Source organism: Roseibium alexandrii DFL-11 (assembly GCF_000158095.2).
Lineage (GTDB): Bacteria > Pseudomonadota > Alphaproteobacteria > Rhizobiales > Stappiaceae > Roseibium > Roseibium alexandrii.
This window is the reverse complement of record NZ_CM011002.1, coordinates 1,868,426-1,887,368: the sequence shown is the minus strand read 5'-3', so window position 1 is coordinate 1,887,368 and position 18,943 is coordinate 1,868,426. Positions and strand designations below refer to the sequence as shown.

General features: G+C 57.0%; 19 protein-coding genes. 8 read left to right on the top strand and 11 right to left on the bottom strand.

The window, feature by feature from the left end:
* Positions 1-2: 2 nt before the first annotated feature.
* The 7 genes from rnc to rpoZ all read right to left on the bottom strand — a co-directional run bounded on the left by rnc (position 3) and on the right by rpoZ (position 6,105).
* Positions 3-710: a ribonuclease III gene (gene rnc / locus SADFL11_RS08710; RefSeq protein ID WP_008195308.1), complete on the bottom strand. Its 708-nt coding sequence runs from the start codon at positions 708-710 to the stop codon at positions 3-5.
* 48 nt (positions 711-758) lie between these two features.
* Complete coding sequence (lepB, locus tag SADFL11_RS08705; protein WP_008189074.1) at positions 759-1,511, bottom strand: signal peptidase I; 753 nt, start codon at positions 1,509-1,511, stop codon at positions 759-761.
* 113 nt (positions 1,512-1,624) lie between these two features.
* Entirely contained in the window at positions 1,625-2,056 is a 432-nt protein-coding gene (gene acpS / locus SADFL11_RS08700) for a holo-ACP synthase (RefSeq protein WP_008194475.1), read from the bottom strand.
* A 55-nt stretch (positions 2,057-2,111) separates the two neighbouring features.
* Positions 2,112-2,714: a DUF2062 domain-containing protein gene (locus SADFL11_RS08695; RefSeq protein ID WP_008189263.1), complete on the bottom strand. Its 603-nt coding sequence runs from the start codon at positions 2,712-2,714 to the stop codon at positions 2,112-2,114.
* A gap of 32 nt (positions 2,715-2,746) precedes the next feature.
* Positions 2,747-3,328, bottom strand: a complete 582-nt coding sequence (pyrE, locus tag SADFL11_RS08690; protein ID WP_008189523.1) for an orotate phosphoribosyltransferase — start codon at positions 3,326-3,328, stop codon at positions 2,747-2,749.
* A 31-nt stretch (positions 3,329-3,359) separates the two neighbouring features.
* Complete coding sequence (locus tag SADFL11_RS08685) at positions 3,360-5,600, bottom strand: RelA/SpoT family protein (RefSeq protein ID WP_008192496.1); 2,241 nt, start codon at positions 5,598-5,600, stop codon at positions 3,360-3,362.
* A 103-nt stretch (positions 5,601-5,703) separates the two neighbouring features.
* On the bottom strand, positions 5,704-6,105 hold the full coding sequence (rpoZ, locus tag SADFL11_RS08680; protein WP_008197301.1) for a DNA-directed RNA polymerase subunit omega: 402 nt from the start codon (positions 6,103-6,105) through the stop codon (positions 5,704-5,706).
* A gap of 379 nt (positions 6,106-6,484) precedes the next feature.
* On the opposite strand from rpoZ, the gene SADFL11_RS08675 reads away from it, so the two are divergent.
* Entirely contained in the window at positions 6,485-7,075 is a 591-nt protein-coding gene (locus SADFL11_RS08675) for a LabA-like NYN domain-containing protein (RefSeq protein WP_008196956.1), read from the top strand.
* Positions 7,076-7,085: 10 nt separating this feature from the next.
* Positions 7,086-7,745 carry a uracil-DNA glycosylase gene (locus tag SADFL11_RS08670; RefSeq protein WP_040451802.1) on the top strand — a complete coding sequence of 220 codons (660 nt, stop codon included), beginning with the start codon at positions 7,086-7,088 and terminating at the stop codon, positions 7,743-7,745.
* Positions 7,746-7,751: 6 nt separating this feature from the next.
* Here the strand turns inward: SADFL11_RS08670 and SADFL11_RS08665 are convergent, their stop codons facing one another.
* The 4 genes from SADFL11_RS08665 to hemB all read right to left on the bottom strand — a co-directional run bounded on the left by SADFL11_RS08665 (position 7,752) and on the right by hemB (position 12,587).
* A complete protein-coding gene (locus SADFL11_RS08665) occupies positions 7,752-8,531 on the bottom strand; it encodes an arginyltransferase (RefSeq protein WP_008192550.1) in 780 nt (259 codons plus the stop codon).
* A 30-nt stretch (positions 8,532-8,561) separates the two neighbouring features.
* On the bottom strand, positions 8,562-10,400 hold the full coding sequence (locus SADFL11_RS08660) for an SLC13 family permease (RefSeq protein ID WP_008194198.1): 1,839 nt from the start codon (positions 10,398-10,400) through the stop codon (positions 8,562-8,564).
* Between the two features lie 154 nt (positions 10,401-10,554).
* Positions 10,555-11,070 (bottom strand): RDD family protein, encoded by a 516-nt coding sequence (locus SADFL11_RS08655; RefSeq protein WP_008196004.1) that lies wholly within the window; start codon positions 11,068-11,070, stop codon positions 10,555-10,557.
* Positions 11,071-11,591: 521 nt separating this feature from the next.
* Positions 11,592-12,587: a porphobilinogen synthase gene (gene hemB, locus SADFL11_RS08650; protein ID WP_008197365.1), complete on the bottom strand. Its 996-nt coding sequence runs from the start codon at positions 12,585-12,587 to the stop codon at positions 11,592-11,594.
* Positions 12,588-12,854: 267 nt separating this feature from the next.
* Here hemB and SADFL11_RS08645 point away from each other — a divergent pair, with 267 nt between their 5' ends.
* The 6 genes from SADFL11_RS08645 to SADFL11_RS08620 all read left to right on the top strand — a co-directional run bounded on the left by SADFL11_RS08645 (position 12,855) and on the right by SADFL11_RS08620 (position 18,810).
* The gene (locus SADFL11_RS08645) at positions 12,855-13,994 is read left to right on the top strand and encodes an isobutyryl-CoA dehydrogenase (protein WP_008192462.1); all 1,140 of its coding nucleotides are present in this window, start codon (positions 12,855-12,857) and stop codon (positions 13,992-13,994) included.
* Between the two features lie 56 nt (positions 13,995-14,050).
* Positions 14,051-15,082 (top strand): enoyl-CoA hydratase/isomerase family protein, encoded by a 1,032-nt coding sequence (locus tag SADFL11_RS08640; protein ID WP_008194722.1) that lies wholly within the window; start codon positions 14,051-14,053, stop codon positions 15,080-15,082.
* Between the two features lie 18 nt (positions 15,083-15,100).
* Complete coding sequence (locus tag SADFL11_RS08635) at positions 15,101-15,520, top strand: DUF6163 family protein (protein ID WP_008194069.1); 420 nt, start codon at positions 15,101-15,103, stop codon at positions 15,518-15,520.
* 115 nt (positions 15,521-15,635) lie between these two features.
* A complete protein-coding gene (mmsB, locus tag SADFL11_RS08630) occupies positions 15,636-16,526 on the top strand; it encodes a 3-hydroxyisobutyrate dehydrogenase (RefSeq protein WP_008195547.1) in 891 nt (296 codons plus the stop codon).
* A 156-nt stretch (positions 16,527-16,682) separates the two neighbouring features.
* Positions 16,683-17,198 carry a transcriptional regulator LdtR gene (gene ldtR, locus SADFL11_RS08625; protein WP_008190274.1) on the top strand — a complete coding sequence of 172 codons (516 nt, stop codon included), beginning with the start codon at positions 16,683-16,685 and terminating at the stop codon, positions 17,196-17,198.
* Between the two features lie 385 nt (positions 17,199-17,583).
* The gene (locus SADFL11_RS08620) at positions 17,584-18,810 is read left to right on the top strand and encodes a L,D-transpeptidase family protein (protein ID WP_008193457.1); all 1,227 of its coding nucleotides are present in this window, start codon (positions 17,584-17,586) and stop codon (positions 18,808-18,810) included.
* Positions 18,811-18,943 lie beyond the last annotated feature (133 nt).

The following is an 18,943-nucleotide window of genomic DNA, read 5'->3' as shown; positions in this document are numbered from 1 at the left end:
GTTCAGTCCTTCCACACGCCTTCGCGGCGCAGCACCGCCTCGGCGGCGTGTTGTTCGGCAATCCGTTTCGACCCGCCTTTTCCCTCACCGTTCTTCAGGCCCTGCACTATGACGGACACTGTAAAACTCGGCGCGTGGTCCGGGCCTTCCCGGCTGGCCACTTCGTAGTGCGGCGTTGGCAGGCTCTTGGATTGGGCCCATTCCTGCAACGTTGTCTTTGCGTCTCTCAAAGGGCCGGTCCAGGATAGCATACGCGGCTCCCAAAGGCGCCGGACGAATTCGTCTGCGGCCTCGAAACCGCCATCGAGATAGATTGCTGCAATAATCGCCTCGCAAATATCGGCAAGAAGGGCGGTTTTCTTCCGCCCGCCGGTCTGAGCCTCTGCCTGACCGATCCGCATGGCATCGCCAACGCCGAGTTCGCTGGCGATCTCCGCGCAGGTTTCGCGTTTGACCATGTGATTGAACCGGCGGGCCAGCTCGCCTTCATCTGCCTTTGGGAAATGGTGGTGAAGCATGGATGCGACCACCAACCCGAGTACACGGTCACCAAGAAACTCAAGCCGTTGGTAACTCCCGGCAACGGTGTCTGCCGGATCGAGGGCACTGGCGTGGGTCAGCGAGACCCGGAGCAGCTCCAGATCCTTGAATTCGTAAGCCAGCGCTGCCTTGAGCGCTGCGATGGGATTTTGCTTTTTATCTTTTGTCATGTCGTAGGTCCGGTGCTGGACACCGGACGTTGCCTATCGATGCGGGCGTCAAAGACCCCTGCCAATGCGGTCCCAACGGACCGTCCACGGCCATGTCCAGATCTGCCAGGCCGGCGTACCGTCTCCGATAGAGAAGAAGAGGATTTCAGCACGGCCAATGAAGTTGTCATAAGGTACGTAACCAACCCGGCTGAGGACACGGCTGTCGACCGAGTTGTCCCGGTTGTCACCCATCATGAAGTAGTGCCCTTCCGGCACTTTGTACTCACGGGTGTTGTCCAGTTGGCCGCGGTCTGTAATGTCCAGCGTGTCATAGCTCACACCGTTTGGAAGAGTTTCCCGGTAGCGCGGAACCCGGCGCACAGCGCCAGAAGAGGACTCTTCGATGTAATCGTCGATCCTGACCCGTGGGACCGCTTCGCCGTTAATGTGAACGACGCCATCGATCATCTGAACGGTGTCGCCCGGCAGGCCGATGACCCGCTTGATGTAATCAATTGAGGTGTCAGTCGGCAGCTTGAAAACCGCGATATCGCCGCGCTCCGGTTCCGCATCCCAGACGCGGCCGGAAATCGGCGCAAGACCAAACGGGAAGGAATAGCGGGAATAACCATAGCTGAACTTCGAAACGAACAGGTAATCGCCGATCAGCAACGTGTCCTTCATCGACCCGGAGGGGATATTGAAGGGCTGAAAGAGAAAAGTCCGGACCACAAGGGCGATCAGAAGGGCCTGAATTATGACTTTTACGGTCTCGTAAACGCCGCCTTCCTTATCTTTTCCGTTTTCCGTCACGCTCATGCTGTCCCTAAAGTTGTTCTCTAAAGTCCGCCGGAGCCGGTGCCCGGATATCGGCCACTCTTAGCCGGTTGCGGCCAGCGAAGCAATCAATAGCCAAAGGTTCGCTGTCATGCTCACGAGGAAGTTGTTGATGGGGGCTTCGGCCAGTCTTCCGGCCACGCAGAAATGACAACAAAGGCCTGCGCCAAAGGAAAATCGTCGGTGATGGTCAGGTCAATGGTCGCCTTGAAACCTTCCGGTATCATCGCATTCAGGCGATCCGAGGCTCCACCGGTCAGGCTGATGGTCGGTTTTCCGGATGGCAGATTCACAACGCCCATTTCCCGCCAGGCAACACCCATGCGAATTCCGCTGCCCAGAGCCTTGGAGCAGGCTTCCTTGGCCGCAAACCGCTTGGCATAGGAGGCTGCCCTTTGTGCGCGGCGATCGGACTTGGCCCGCTCTACTTCGGTGAAGACCCGATTGGTGAAACGCTCACCAAACCGGTCCAGCGTCTTCTCGATCCTGCGAATGTCGATGAGGTCACTGCCGATGCCCAAAATCATCTTCGGTCAATTCCATTCGTTCCGTTCAGGACCGCTTATGTAGGGTGAGATCCCGTCAGCTGCCAGGGTCGTCGTCAAAGGAGCGGTTTGGCGGCGGGAACAGACGCTTGTTCCGGGCATCCAACGTTACCTTTCGGCGCCGCTGATACACCTCGACGCTCTTATAGACGATAAAATACGAAACCGTTCCGAGAACCAAACCCATAGGCACCGCGCCGATGAACATAGGCTTGACCATGGGCAACAGCGAATCGAGCGACTTGGCGAACAAAGAGCTCTGGAATTGCGCATGGACCGCGTGCGGGTCAGCATCCGGGGCCTGACCATAGAGCACCCACTGACCGATTTTGTACGTGAACGCCCAAATGAACGGGAAGGTGAGTGGGTTGCCGATCGATGTGCCCAGTGCCGCCGCAATCATGTTGCCGCGAAGAACCCACGCCAGTGCAAAAGCTGTCAGAAAGTGAAAACCAATCAGAGGCGTGCAGGAAGAAAATGCACCGGCAGCAAAGCCAATGGCAATCGCATGAGGGGTTGCCGTCAACCGCAGGACACGCTTGCCGAAATACCGCGTCGAGCGGGCCCAGCTGTGCCGTGGCCACACGGCAACACGAAGGCGCTCAACATGCGTTGGTCTATTACGGCGGCGGAACAGCATCTGGCGGCGTTAAGTCCTGTTAATCAACTTTTTCAGGCGAGGCCTCTGCTGCCCGGTTTGACGGCCGGCAGAGCGGCGAGCTCCGGCGGCAGGTTGTCCGGTTCATAAGCTGGAACCTTGTAATCCGCCAGTGCAATTACCGGAACCCCTGCATCTGCCTCTCCGCCGGACCGGTCGATCAGGCAGGCGACAGCAAGAACTTCAGCACCAAGTGCTTTCAGAGACGTTACCGTTTCGCGGCTGGAGAGGCCTGTTGTCACGATGTCTTCAACAATGATGACCCTTGCGCCTTCTGGCATCTCGAACCGGCGCAGACGGAACTCCCCATCTTCCCGCTCGACCCACATTGCCGGGACGTCGAGATGCCGCGCGGTTTCATAGCCCGGGATAAGTCCGCCGAGGGCTGGGGAAACAACAAAATCCAGAGGCCCGAGATCCGATGCCTGGATCTTCTCAGCCAGTGCCTTGCACAGGATTTCCGTTTTGTCCGGGTACATGAAAACCCGCGCCTTTTGCAGGAAGATCGGGCTGCGAAGGCCTGAAGTCAGGATGAAATGCCCTTCAAGAATGGCACCGGCATCGCGGAAAACGGACAGCACGTCGTCACGTGTCATAAAGCGGGTCCTTTTGACTTGATCAGTCCGGTCAGCCGTTCACCCGGCTTACACTGGAGACATTCGGTTTGGAACGGAGTTGATTGATGATGCGGTTCAAGTGTTTCAAATCCCACACTTCCAAATCAATCAACATTTGATGAAAATCCGGTGCGCGTTGAAGCATTTTGACGTTATCGATGTTGCCACTGTTCTCGCCAATGACCTGCGCGATAGTTGCCAGTGATCCGGGCTCGTTGGCGGCGGAAATATCCAGCCGTGCTGGAAACCGTTCCGGATTGTTGACGTCGATATCCCAGCGCACATCAACCCAGCGTTCGGTTTCGTCGTCATATTCTTTCAGGGCAGGCGATTGTATCGGATAGATGGTCAGCCCGCCGGATGAGGTCAAGATCCCGACAATGCGATCGCCGGGCACAGCACCGCCATCTGGCGCAAAGCTGACCGGGATGTCCCCCGACAATCCCCGAATTGGCAGCGCATTGGTATCTGACCAATCATCGCCGTCTTCAACGATTGCACCGGCAAGCCCAGTTGGAGGGATGCGAAACTTGAGACCATGGCCTTGTTTGAGGTCAAACCAGCCTTCGCCAGACGGCGGACCGGAAATGGTGACACGTTCATCCTGATAATCAGGATGGGCGGTTTTCAATACGGTCTGAGCGCTGAGATCGCCCCGGCCAACGGCGGCCAGGAGATCGGCAACGCTGTTTTGGTGATGCGTATCAAGCACCGCCTCAAGAAGGTCTTCCGAGTAGCTCTTGTCGGCTCGTGCGAAAGCGCGCTTGAGTATGTGTTCGCCCAGCGCGCCATATTGCTGACGCACTGATTCCCGTGTTGCGCGGCGGATCGCGGCACGCGCTTTCCCGGTGACGGCAATCGCCTCCCAGGCAGGCGGGGGCGTTTGCGCCTGCGACCGGATGACTTCAACCTCATCGCCATTATGGAGCGCGGTAACCAGCGGCATGATCTTGCCGTTGATCTTGCAGCCGACGCAGGTGTTGCCGATATCCGTATGCACCGCGTATGCAAAGTCGATCGGAGTGGCGCCGCGCGGCAGGGCAATCAGGCGGCCTTTCGGTGTGAAGCAAAACACCTGATCGTGGAAGAGTTCCAGTTTCGTGTTTTCAAGAAACTCTTCTGGGGTGTCGCCTTGGGCCAGAAGCTCCGTGGTCCGGCGGAGCCACTCAAACGCGCGGCAGTCTTCTGTGTGATCGGCGATGTTCCGGCCGCCATATTCGCTGTCTTTGTAAAGAGCGTGTGCCGCAATGCCGTACTCGGCAACCCGGTCCATATTGACGGTGCGAATCTGCAGCTCGACACGCTGGCGGGAGGGGCCCACGATCGTCGTGTGCAACGATTTGTAGTCGTTTTGCTTCGGCGTGGAGATGTAATCCTTGAACCGGCCCGGAACTGTCGGCCAGGTCGTATGGATGACACCGAGAACCCGGTAACAGGCTTCTATGGTGCCAACGGTCACCCGGAAACCATAGATATCCGACAGCTGCTCAAACCCGATCGCCTTGCGTTGCATCTTGCGGAAAATGGAATAAGGGCGTTTTTCCCGGCCTTTGACCAAAGCCGCCATGCCCCGTTCCGACAAGCGCTCAGCCAGCGTCGTCTCAATGTCGAGAATCAGATCCTTGTTGCGCTCTCTGAGGTCTTCCAGGCGTTCGTTGATCGTCTCATAAGCTTCCGGGTTGAGCGTGTGGAAGGAGATGTCTTCAAGCTCTTCCCGCATGTCATGCATACCCATGCGGCCGGCCAGGGGCGCATAGATCTCCATGGTTTCTTCCGCGATCCGGCCGCGCTTGTGCTCCGGCATGTGTTGGAGCGTGCGCATGTTGTGCAGCCGGTCGGCGAGCTTCACCAACAGGACACGGACATCATCGGCGATTGCCAGAAGAAGTTTTCGGAAATTTTCGGCCTGCTTCGCTTTTCGCGACACCAGATCCAAACGGCTGATCTTGGTCAGGCCGTCGACCAGTTTGCCGATCTCCTCACCGAACAGAGAATCGATCTCGGTGCGGGTCGCATCCGTATCTTCTATGGTGTCATGAAGCAGCGCGACAGCGATGGTCGCATCATCCAGGCGCAAATCCGTGAGGATCGCAGCGACTTCCAAAGGATGAGAGAAATAGGGGTCACCGGAGGCCCGCATCTGCGAGCCGTGTTTTTGCATGGCGTAGACGTAAGCCTTGTTGAGCAAGGCTTCGTCGGCATCGGGGTTGTAGCGGGTGACACGCTCAACCAATTCATATTGACGCATCATGGTCGCGACTGACCCATGCAACCGCCAACATACATGGCGGAACTGATAAACTGCGGCCAGAGCGCCAGGTCAGTCCAGCAACACTCCGGCCATGATAATGGTATCAAATATCGTCGGTCCGCTCAGGCGGCACAAGACCTTCCAGGCCGCGCAGAAGATCTTCTTCTGTCATGCGGTCAAACTCGACGGCACTGTCGTCGACGTTGTTGACCTGAGTGACCTGCTGTTGACCGGGTACAGCCACAACCGGAACAGATTCGGCTTCCGGCTCATCCACTTCAACGAATTTTTGAAGCGAATGAATGAGGTCTTCTTTCATGTCTTCAGGGCTGACGGTCTGTTCGGCGATTTCACGCAGAGCGACAACAGGATTCTTATCGTTGTCGCGATCTATCGTCAACGGAGAACCACTGGAAATCATGCGAGCGCGATGCGCAGCAATCAGCACCAGCTCAAACCGGTTTTCGACCTTGTCGATACAATCCTCGACGGTCACGCGCGCCATTCGACGTCTCCATAGCTTTTGGAACAAGAACTTCAAGCGTATAGTGATGCCCTTGGCAAAAAGCAACCCCTTGTCGAAAATCCGGGGAGGCGGCGGAAATTATAGAAAAATCCGGTTATTTTTTCACAGCCTACGCGCCATAGCCGTTGCGGCTTGGAGAGGAGATAGTGTACGCCAGTCCTTAGCGCCCTATAACTAAAAAGGCGTTCTAGAAGAACTAAAAATAATCTGATCACAAAATGGCAAAATAGCAGCCAGTGGTCGGAAGCTATATGCGGTGATTTTGTTTTTGTTCCGTGAGGTTCCTTTGGTGGGAAGGAAACTCGGGTCAGCGGTCTCAAACAGGATACGCATACCACTTAGAAGGGTTTCAATATAAATGTTTGATGCACGAGAAAAGGTTGCCTTGTTCATCGACGGTGCAAACTTGTATTCGACAGCCAAGGCCATCGGCTTTGACATAGATTACAAGCGTCTGCTGAAGGAATTTCAGGGCCAGGCCTATCTGTTGCGTGCCTATTATTACACGGCGCTGATTGAGGACCAGGAATACTCCTCCATCCGCCCGTTGATCGATTGGCTCGACTACAATGGCTATAAAGTCATCACAAAGCCTGTGAAGGAATTCGTCGACAGTGCGGGACGCCGCAAGGTCAAAGGCAATATGGATATCGAGCTTGCTGTTGATGCCATGGAACTTGTGGAATCCGTGGATCACATCGTGCTCTTCTCCGGTGACGGCGATTTCCGGTCACTGGTTGAAGCGTTGCAGCGCAAAGGGCGGAAGGTCAGTGTGGTATCGACCTTGAAAACGCAGCCGCCGATGATTGCCGATGATCTGCGCCGCCAGGCCGACCACTTCATCGATCTGGCAAGTCTTGCCAACAAAATCGGCCGCGATCCGTCCGAACGTCCTCAGCGTCCTCCGATGCCGGAGATCGATGACGAGGATGACGACGACGATTACTAAGAGCGGTTAGATGCCGGTCCATGATGTCCAGGCTACGCCCGTCGATCCACCTCTGGATTGCCGGGCATGCCCTCGTTTGGTTGAATTTCGGGAAGGTCTGCAGGCCGAACATCCCGAATGGTTCAATGCGCCCGTGCCGTCCTTTACGTCTCCAAATCCGAGATTGCTTGTCATTGGACTTGCTCCGGGCATGCGCGGTGCCAATGCGACCGGGCGCCCGTTCACCGGCGATTATGCCGGCGATCTCCTCTACAAGACCATGCTGGATTTCGGTTTCGCCGAAGGGGCGTATAAAGCGCGGCCGGACGACGGGTTGGTGCTGGCTGACGCACTGATTACCAACGCCGTGCGCTGTTTGCCTCCGCAGAACAAGCCAACCGGACCGGAAATCAAGACCTGCCGTCCGTATCTTTTGTCGACACTCGCGGCCAACCCATCTGTCCGGGCGGTCTTGGCACTTGGCCGGATCGCGCACGAGACGTTTTTGACCGCCTTGGAATTGAAACGGGCCCAGTTCCCGTTTTCCCACAATGGGCGGCATGAACTCCCGGGAACGGATCTTGTCCTGTTCGACAGTTACCACTGCTCCCGGTACAACACGAATACGGGGCGGTTGACCGAAGACATGTTCCGCGATGTCTTCACGTCGATCCGTCAGCACATTCCTTAGGATACGTCAGTCTTTTGTAGGGGCGCCGGGCCCACTCGGCGCGTCGACTGTCGTCCAGCCATCCGGCCCGAGATGTTCTTGCGGCCGGAAGCGGGCCTTGTACGCCATCTTGATCGAGCCATCGACCCAATAGCCGAGATAGATGTAGGGCAGCCGGAGCTTTCGCGCGCGCTCGATGTGATCAAGTATCATGTAGGTGCCAAGCGCGGTCTCAGTGAATGCCGGATCGTAGAAGGAATACACCATCGACAGGCCGTCGCTGAGCTGGTCGCTCAGAGCAACGCCGAGCAGCGGCCCGGTCCCGGCTCCCGTCATGAATGTATCCGGTCCGCGTTTTCGATACTCGATCACCATAGTCTCAACATGCGTATCCTCCACCATCATGGCGTAGTCGAGGATACTCATTTCGGTCATGCCGCCATCTTCATGGCGTGCCTGCAGGTAATCGCGAAAAAGATCATATTGCTCGGCCGATGGGCTCGGCGGAAGGCGGGCTCCGATGACATCCGCCCCGGATTTCCAAACCCGTTTGAGCGATTTTGTCCACTTGAAGTCGTCGACGCGGACACGCACGGAGACGCAAGCCTGGCAGTTCTCGCAAGCCGGGCGGTACGCAATGTTCTGGCTGCGCCGGAAACCACCTTGTGTGAGCACTTCGTTGAGCGCGGGCGCGCCGTGGCCGACAAGATGCGTAAACACCTTGCGCTCCTGCAAACCCTCAAGATAAGGGCAGGGCGCGGGGGCAGTCAGATAGAACTGCGGATGGTCGGTCGGGTGGCGTGTCACCAGCTATTCCTACGGCATAAAAGTCGTCCCTCACAGCCCATAGTACCATGGTGCGATCAGCGAGAAGGTCAACCATAAAACAAGCGCCAGCGGGACGCCAGCACGCAGGAAATCAGCAAAACGGTAATGTCCGGGCCCCATCACGATCAGGTTGGTTTGATATCCAACAGGCGTCGCAAAGGACGTGTTGGCGGCAATGATCAGGCAGACAATAAAGGCTTCCGGCGGCTGGCCGATCTGATCAGCGAGATTGATAGCAATGGGAGTGAAGAGGACCGCGGCTGCGTTGTTCGACAGGAAGTTCGTCAGGATCATCACCATGAAGAACAAGGCGGACAGGACGACGCCAGGCGGGCTGCCGTGAAGGATGTCGGCAAGTGACATGGCAACCGCTGACGCCCCGCCAGTTGATTCCAGGGCGACCGCCCCGGCAAGTGAGGCGCCGACGAGCATGAATATCCGGCTGTCGATGGCCCGCATGGCCTGGCGGATGTTGAGGCAGCCGGAGGCAATCATGGCGAAGGTTCCCGCAACGGCCGCGGAAACAATCGGCACCAGGCCTGAAGCTGCAAGCGCGACAACGCAGGCAAAGATCGCTAGCGCGCGTGGAGCATAGCGTTTGCGGGGAACTTCTGCCGTTGACCAATCAAGCAGCAGGACATCGCGATTTCCGCGCAGCCGCGCAATGTCTTCTTCGGATCCCGCGACCAATAGAACGTCACCGGCTTCCAGTCGGATATCATTCATGGCCATGCGGGGCATGCGGCTGCGGCGCTGAATGCCCATCACCAGACAGCCGGTTTCCGTGTAAAAACCGGATTGCGGCAGCGTGCGGCCCATCAGGCGCGAAGCGGGGGCAACGACGGCTTCCGCAAGGCTGAGGGACCCATCCTGGTTCGGCGTGGCCTCACGGCCGGTTACATTGGTTTCACCGCCATCCGTTTCCATCAACGGCTGGCGCCGCGCCAGGGCATTGGCAAGTGCGGTGCGGGTCGCAGCCACAATCACGGTATCGCCCGGAGACAGGATGACATTTTCAAAGGGCGGAAGAAGCGGTTGCTGGCCACGCTGAACCAGGCGGACGGTCATGTCCTTCAGGCTCGGAAACATGCCGGAGACGGCTTCGGTGCCGACGAGCGGGTGCTCATAGGTGATTTCGATCTGGGCGATGAACTGCTTGCCGGACGTTGCCTGAAATTCCTCAGCCATGGTTTTACGATTGCGCATCAGGTGCGGCATGACGAACAAAACGTAGAGGATCCCGGCACCGGCAACCATGACCCCGATTGGGGTGAAGCTGAAGAAGGTCAGCTTCAGATCCGAGGACTGCGCCGCGTAATTGGCCACCAGCAGGTTGGTGGACGACCCAATCAGTGTGGTCATACCGCCCAATATCGCGATGAAGGACAGCGGCATCAGAACCCGTGAGGCCGATTGCCCCGCCGTGACTGCGACGGCGGTCAGGATCGGCAGGAACATCACAACCACTGGTGTGTTGTTCAAGAAAGCGCTGAGTATGGCGACGGCAAGCAGGATTGGGGCCGTGGCCCATTTGGACCGGCCGCGGGTCCATCGGACAATAGCTTTGGCAGGACCTTCCAGGGCATCTGTCTGAAACAGGCCCTGACCGATTATGAGAAGGCAGATGACGGTGATCAGGGCCGGATTTGCAAAGCCTTGCAGAAAATCACCTGTCGCAACCCGGGTCCCGTCGCTGCGGAAGACCGGGATCAGGGAGAATATAACGATGAAGCTGGTAACGGATCCGAGCGCGACCGTTTCAATCGGATAACGCTCAAGCGCATACAAGACGACGGTGGCGGTCAGGACCACAAAGGTCAACGCCATCGCGATATCAACTGAGAGCATTCACCCGCCTAGATCCAACCTGCCCATTTCTAGGAGCAGTTTAGACCAGCCGCTTGAGGCTTTGGAAGGGCTCACCTTTCGAATTCACACCCGGAACACTGCTCATATTTCATGCAGAGCGTTGAAATAAGATCATTTTTCTTTGAGCAAGAAATCACGCAGCGGCGGAATGCTCGCGGGTATAGGCCCGGTGATAGGCGGAATTGATCACCACAGTGCCCAGGATCAGGTCATGCAGCAGGCGCTTGCGGTCCGAGAAAAGGGACACGAGCAGCACGAACGGCGTGAGCAGAGAGATGGAGAACCAGAACAGCAACAGGTGCACGGCGGCCAGCAGAGGGTAGGGTTTGGCGCCATACCAGAGCCGCATCTCAAGACCCATCGCACGCATGCCGATCGTGGAGGCGCTTGGCCCGCCCAGCGTAAATGCGGCATAGATCAGTGCGACGGATACCGGCAGGATGGCGTAAAGCAGGAAGCCGAGACCCAGGGTGAAGACCCCGAGAATGAACACAAGAATGCTCGCCCCGAGTGTCAGCAGGGTGATCACGAACGCATCGATAATGAAAGCGATAATCCGGCGGCTGCGCACGCCCTCAAACAACTCCGGTTGCAGGAACGGATCAAATGCGTCTTGCCTGGAGGATCGGGACGATGTGTCGGCGGACATGAAACAAGCTCTCCAATTCGTGATGAGCTGGATATGGGGATCGGAATTGGGAAACGCAAATGCTTGTCTTTGACATCTAAACAATCAACGCATTGCTTTGATGACCCCTAAGAGAATGGCAAGGCCTCTGCCACATTCACCTTCGTCATTGCCCCGCTTGAAAAGCCTGTCCCCGACACGATCGGGGAGGTAATCCATGCCGAAGTGGTGCCGCAAACAAGGCCGTGCTGTTTGGAAAGGGAACGGAATAGAATGGATCCTCGGGTCAAGCCCGAGGATGACCGCGTGAGGGCAGACGTGTTGCTGTAGTGTTGAGGCGCCGTCCCGGACTTGATCCGGGACCACCCATCCGTGGCAGGAGTTTTTCCAAACGGACCCCGGCTCGGCGGCCGGGGTGGCATTTGGCAGTTATAGTGTGCCGCGTTTAATTGAATTCAGGCTGCTTCAGGTTTTGCGTACGAGGCATAGCCGAGTGGCAGCGAAACCTGTATCCGTTTAAACGCGATTTGCTCTAGGAGATCTCAGTCCCGGCCCGCAAGCATTTTTGCAACGGTGGGCGCGAAGTAGGTGAGAATGCCGTCGGCGCCGGCGCGTTTGAAGGCCAAAAGGCTCTCCATCATGGCACGGTCGCCGTCGAGCCAGCCGTTGCCGCTCGCCGCCTTGATCATCGCGAATTCACCGGACACCTGATAGGCGTAGGTCGGGACCTGGAACTCGTCTTTCAGCCTGCGGACAATGTCCAGATACGGCATGCCGGGTTTCACCATGATCATGTCGGCGCCTTCGGCAATGTCGAGCTCTGCTTCGCGCAAGGCTTCGTCCGTGTTGGCCGGATCCATCTGATAGGTGCGTTTGTCGCCCTTCAAGGTGCCGGACGAGCCGACAGCATCACGGAACGGGCCGTAGAAAGCCGATGCATACTTGGCCGAATACGCCATGATCTGCGTGCTGCGATAATCCTGAGTGTCGAGTGCCTGCCGGATGGCACCGATCCGGCCGTCCATCATGTCGGACGGGGCAATCACATCGGACCCGGCTTCGGCTTGATTAAGCGCCTGTCGGCAGAGTTGATCGACTGTCTCGTCATTCAAGATGCTGTCGCCATGCATCAGGCCGTCATGGCCGTGGCTTGTGTATGGGTCGAGCGCTACGTCTGTCATCAAGCCAAGGTTCAGGCCCTCGCCCTTGATCGCCCGGCAGGCCTGACATGTCAGGTTGTCCGGATTAAGCGCTTCCGAGCCCGTATCGTCGCGCAGATCCGGGTCCGTATAAGGAAAGAGTGCGATCGCCGGAATACCGAGCTCAGCGGCTAGATTGGCGTCGCGCACCGCCTCGTCGACCGACAGGCGTTCGATGCCTGGCATGGACGGAACCGGCTGGCGGATGTTTTCGCCATCAACGACGAAGACCGGCCAGATCAGATCATCCACGGTCAGCGTGTTTTCACGGATCAGGCGGCGGGACCAGTCGGTCTGCCGGTTGCGGCGCATGCGGGTGCCGGCAAGGAGCGAGTCCATGTGATCGGAGGTGATGGGCGGAAGAGAACGGTGAGACGGCATTAAACGGGCCTGCACTTAGGTGGGAAAATCAGATTGGATGTCCATCGGACATTTGTGTCACATTATCACGCAGATTTCTGACGTCCAACATTCTGTAAAACAACTGAAATTAAATACGAAAAAGAGATTGTTTGACGTTCGCGTCAAATATGGTTTTATGCGCTTCAGAAATCAAACACATCCGGCGCAGCCAGAATCGGCCGTGCAGGTTCCCGGGAGGATATCGTGGACTTTCAACTGAACGAAGACCGGCGGGCAATTCGCGATATGGCGGCAAGCTTTGCGCGGGAAGAACTTGCCCCGCATGCCGCGCAGTGGGATGAAGACAGCCATTTTCCGATACCTGTCATGCGCAAGGCGGCCGAACTCGGGCTCGCCGGAATTTATGTCCGGGACGATGTCGGGGGCTCCGCTCTGACCCGTTTGGACGCTGCGCTTATCTTTGAAGAATTGTCGAAGGGCTGCACGTCCACCGCGGCATATCTGTCGATCCACAACATGGTGGCCTGGATCATCGATACGTTCGGCAATGAAGATCTGCGCCAGAAGTTTCTGCCGAAACTCTGCACCATGGAACTCCTGACCAGCTACTGCCTGACCGAGCCGGGATCAGGCTCTGACGCCGCAGCGTTGCGGACTACCGCCAAGGATGATGGCGATCACTATATCCTCAACGGCTCCAAGGCCTTCATTTCCGGCGGCGGTGTCAGCGATCTCTATGCGGTGATGGTCCGGACAGGTGATGAAGGGCCGGGCGGGATTTCCTGCCTGCTCGTCGAAAAAGGCACGCCGGGTCTAAGCTTCGGTGCGAATGAAGTGAAAATGGGCTGGAAGAGCCAACCGACTGCGCAGGTGAACTTCCAGGATTGCCGCGTTCCGAAATCCAACCTCATCGGTGTCGAGGGCCAAGGCTTCAAGATCGCAATGGCCGCGCTTGATGGCGGGCGTTTGAACATTGGTGCTTGCTCGATCGGCCCGGCTCAGGAGTGTCTCGACCAGGCGATTGCTTACATGCGGGAGCGCAAGCAGTTCGGCAAACCGCTGACAGCTTTCCAGGCGCTACAATTCCGACTTGCCGATATGGCAACGGAGTTGGAGGCCGCGCGCCTGCTTCTTTATAAGGCGGCAACCGAGGTGGATGCGAAAACACCGGATGCGCCGAAGTTTGCGGCCATGGCCAAGCGCCTGGCCACGGACACCGGTTTCAAGGTGGTGAATGACGCGCTGCAACTGCATGGCGGCTATGGATATCTGAGGGACTATCCGATCGAACGGTTTTTGCGGGATGTTCGCGTGCACCAGATCCTGGAAGGCACCAATGAGGTCATGCGCTTGATCATCTCGCGCCACCTCCTGAAAGACTGACCGTCTTCTCACGGCAAAAAAACACGACCACTTTTCCAGTTTCTTAAGGACATGCAGTGAGCGACATCCTGTTTGAAAAGCGCGGCAAGGCCGGATTTGTTACTCTCAACCGGCCGAAGGCGCTGAATGCGCTGACCCATCCTATGTGCTCGGCGCTGGCGGCTCAGCTGACCGAGTGGGCGGAGGATCCGGACGTTGCCCATGTGGTGATCACCGGGGCTGGGGAAAAAGCGTTCTGCGCCGGCGGTGACATCCGCAGCATCTATGATGCGAGGATGGCTGGCGAAATGGACGGGCTCGCGGAGTTCTTCAAGGAAGAGTATCTCCTCAACGCGCAGATCAAGGCATATCCCAAACCCTATGTCGCGCTTATCAATGGCATTGTCATGGGCGGCGGCGTTGGTGTATCGGCCCATGGCAGCCATCGCGTCGGAACGGAAAAGACAATGTTCGCCATGCCGGAAACCGGCATTGGTTTCTTCCCGGATGTTGGCGGCACGTATTTTCTGCCGCGCATGCCGAAGAAAACCGGTGTCTATTGCGCCTTGTCCGCTGGCCGTCTGAAGCAGGGCGATGCACTGGCAACGGGTGTGTTGACCCATGCCATCAGCGAAGCAGATCTCCCCGCATTAGAAGCGGAGCTGGCGGAGAACAGCGACGTGGATGCAGTGCTCAGCCGGTATATGGTTGAGGCTGAACCCGGCCCCTTGATGGCCGCTGCAGATATGATCGAGCACTGCTTTTCTGAAGGCAGCGTTGATGCCATTTTGTCGAAACTGGACGAGAGCAGCGACGAATTCGCGTTGAAAGCTGCTCAGGCGATCCGGCAGAAATCCCCGACCAGCGTGCTGATTGCCTTTGAACAAATGCAGCGCGGCGGGGAATTGAGTTTCAACGAATGTATGAAACTCGAATACCGTATTGTCTCCGAAATCCTGAAAGGCTCGGAGTTCTACGAAGGCGTGCGCGCGGTGCTTGTCGACAAGGATCAGGACCCGAAATGGTCCCCTCCAAGCCTTGATCAAGTGGACAAGGAAGACCTGGCAGCGTATTTCCGGGAACCGGCAGGCGGAGACTTGCCGCTCTAACGCACAAACGGACCGGCCATGATCACGAGCTTTCAGGACCTCTTCTATTCGCGCCCGCCCTGGAGCACCGTGCTGATCTGGTATCTGCGCGCGATGGCACTGCTATTGATGGGCGGCGGCGTGATCTATTGGGCGCGAATTATCGGCATTGTTGAATGGCGCGGCATGTGGTTCTGGGAAATGCCGATTGCCATACAGGGTGCCGTTGTCTTCTTTGCGGTCCTGGACCTTGTGGCGGCGATCGGCCTTTGGCTGACCGTATCCTGGGGAACGGTCATGTGGATTTTCCGGTGCCTGTGCCAGATCGTCATGCACACGGCCTTTTCAGATCTTTATGGCCGCCGGCCTTATGAGATCGCCTTCTACCTTTTGACCATATTGATCTTTGCGGGGCTCACCTATCTGATGCGCCGCGAAAACCGAACGGCCGCGGCTTGATGCAGAAGGTTGTGCTGGCGCCAACTGACTCAACTTTTTAAGGGCTTGGTCCGGAGCATCAACAAGCTGGCCTATAAATCTGAAAATACGAAAAGAATCGTCACGGGAGAAAACAATGGCAACCACGGTTGGCTTTATCGGTCTTGGGAACATGGGCGGCCCGATGGCCATCAATCTGGCGAAGGCGGGCCATCGGGTCCTTGGCTTCGACATGTCGAAAGCAGCCATCGACGCCCTTGTTGCCGAAGGCGGCGAGGCGGCAGCCGATGTTGCCCAATTGGCGGCTGAGGCCGATGTCATTGTGTCCATGCTGCCAGCAGGCAAGCATGTCCGTCAGGTCTACATGGGCGAAGGCGGCATCCTGGACAACGCGAAGGCCGGAACCCTCCTGATTGATTCTTCCACGATCGATGTCGACAGCGCGCGGGCGGTAAGCGCGGCGGCAGCCGGCAAATCCATGCCGATCGTCGATGCCCCGGTTTCCGGTGGTGTCGCCGGTGCCGCTGCTGGGACACTGACTTTCATGGTCGGCGGCGAAGACAGCGCTTTTGAAGCAGCCAAGCCTTACCTCGATATCATGGGCAAGACGATTGTCCATGCAGGTGGCGCAGGAACCGGGCAGGCGGCCAAGATTTGCAACAACATGATCCTGGGCATTTCCATGATTGGCGTCTCGGAGGCGTTCGTTCTGGCGGAACGTCTTGGCCTTGATGCGCAGAAGCTGTTCGACATTTCCTCAACCGCATCCGGTCAGTGCTGGTCGCTGACATCTTATTGTCCGGTGCCTGGACCGCTGCCCACATCTCCTGCAAACCGTGACTACCAGCCGGGCTTTGCCGCGGGCATGATGTTGAAAGATTTAAAATTGGCTCAGGAGGCCGCGCATTCCTCGGGCGCAGCGACACCTATGGGTGCAGAAGCCGCGTCGCTCTATTCGCTCTTCTGCAACCAGGGCGGGGAATCCTTGGATTTCTCTGCTATTGTCAAATTTCTCAGGGGCTCATAGTAAATCAAAGATTAAATCGATCCCTAAAACAGCTTGTGGAAGTTAATATTTGATTCAGTGTGTCTCTTAAGCGGATTTTAGAGTCGCTTGTGTAGATTGTGCATCAAGGCGGGAAAATATCCGTCGAATGACAGGTACAAAAAGAGGCGCAATCACATGATCACCGCAAGTAGGGCAGTCGATGCTGTGTCACAGGGTGAAGAGGAAGAAGTGGCCATCAAGCCGCTCTACCTCGAGGCTCTTACACTTGTAGAACGTTTGCACCGGCGTTTGCTGGACGTCATCAAGGACGAGTTCGACCGCATGGGCCGGTCGGATGTCAACAGCGTTCAGGCGTTGTTGCTGTTCAACATTGGCGATGCTGAGCTGACAGCTGGTGAACTGCGGACCCGCGGATACTATCTCGGTTCCAACGTGTCCTATAATCTGAAGAAACTGGTCGAGACCGGTTACATTCATCACCAGCGCTCGCGCATGGACCGCCGGTCCGTCCGGGTCAGCCTGACCGACAAGGGCCAGGAAGTGGCAAAGATCGTCAATGATCTTTATGAGCGCCATATTCTGTCCGTTGAGCAGGTTGGTGAAATCGGCCCGCAAGACTTTGTCACACTGAACAAGTCGCTGCGGCGTCTCGAGCGGTTCTGGACCGACCAAATTCTATACCGCCTCTGATCAATTCACGGCGTATCCAGATGACAAAGCACCGCCCAAGTGGCGGTGCTTTTGTATTTGGGGCACTTAATCGGCTGACAAATTCGTGATCGGCTTGCGGCCGTCAGAATTCGACATCATCTGGACACATTGGAATGGCCTTTAGGCCGTTGAATCGCGGCGGGTGAGCTGTCTTTGAATTTGTTAACCTTGCTGCAGTACCCATAATGGTCGTGAGCCGGTGATTGACCGGGCAGGTCAACGGCCATTGAACCGGATTGACGATGAATGCGCCGGATGGCGCCTTGTACACAGCACTGTGGGGTCGGCAATGACACTTTTTTCCGCTTCGTCCGGGACAAAGTCTTCTTTCAAGTTGAACGCCAAATTTTGGAAAAACGGGCTGATGCTCCTTGGACTGGCCGCGCCTGTGGTGGTCACAGGAGCTGCGTCTGCGCAGCAATCTTTCCGGACTGCGGGGCAGGACCTTGAATGGGCCGACAGCTTCGATATCGCAACGGACAATATCACCGAGGTGAAGTCATACGCTCCGACCTTGTCGCCAACGACGGTTGACTACATCGGCGCTGCCATCACACGCTATCAGTCGATCGTGCAAATGGGTGGATGGGGTACAGTGTCCACGGGCGGGAAAGCTCTTCGCATCGGTATGAAGGACCCGCGCGTTGTCCAAGTACGCCAACGCCTGATCATTTCTGGTGACCTGGAACAACAGGCCGGCCTTTCGGATACATTCGACTCTTACGTCGATGCCGCCCTGCGGCGCTTCCAACTCCGCCACGGCTTGATCCCGGATGGCGTGATGGGCGAGAGCACCGTTGAGGCGCTCAACATTCCGGCCTATGTGCGCTTGCGCCAGCTCGAAACGAACCTTGTCCGGGTCCGGTCCATGTCCGGCAACCTCGGTGACCGGTATGTGATGGTGAACATCCCGGCGGCTGAGATCGAAGCGGTTGAAGATGGCCGCGTCCGCTCGCGCCACACCGCAGTGGTTGGCAAGATCGACCGTCAAACGCCAATCCTGAACAGCAAGATCTATGAGCTGAACTTCAACCCGTATTGGACCGTTCCGGTCTCCATCATCCGCAAGGACTTGATCCCGAAGATGAAGGAAGACCCGGAATATCTGTCCCGCAACAAGATCCGGATTTTCAACTGGCGCGACAACCAGGAAGTGGCGTGGCAGCAGATTGACTGGAATACGGATGAGGCGACACAGTACCGCTTCACTCAGGATCCGGGGCAAGAGAACTCTCTCGGCTCTGTGCGGATCAACTTCCACAACAAACACCAGGTCTATCTCCATGATACGCCGTCCAAGACCTTGTTTGGTGAAGACTACCGGTTCCACTCGTCCGGTTGCGTGCGCGTTCAAAACGTCAGGGAATTGGTGACCTGGCTGCTGCAATCCACGACACCGGATTGGGACCGCACTAAGGTCGATTCAGTCATTCGAACCGGCGAACGGGAAGACGTGAAGCTGAAGCGCTCGATCCCGCTTTACATGACATATGTGACCGCCTGGGCCAATGCCGACGGCGTGGTTCATTTCCGCGAAGACATTTACAACCGTGATGACCTCAGCGGCACAGGCGAGCAAGCCCGCCTCTAGGAACACAACGCATGTCATGAATGGTTCTGGAACGCCGGTCTTGATGAGACCGGCGTTTTTGTTTGGTGGAAGAAAAAATATAATGAATCTAAATACTTACGCCGATTTGGGTGCGGCGAGGTTTGTAGGGTGA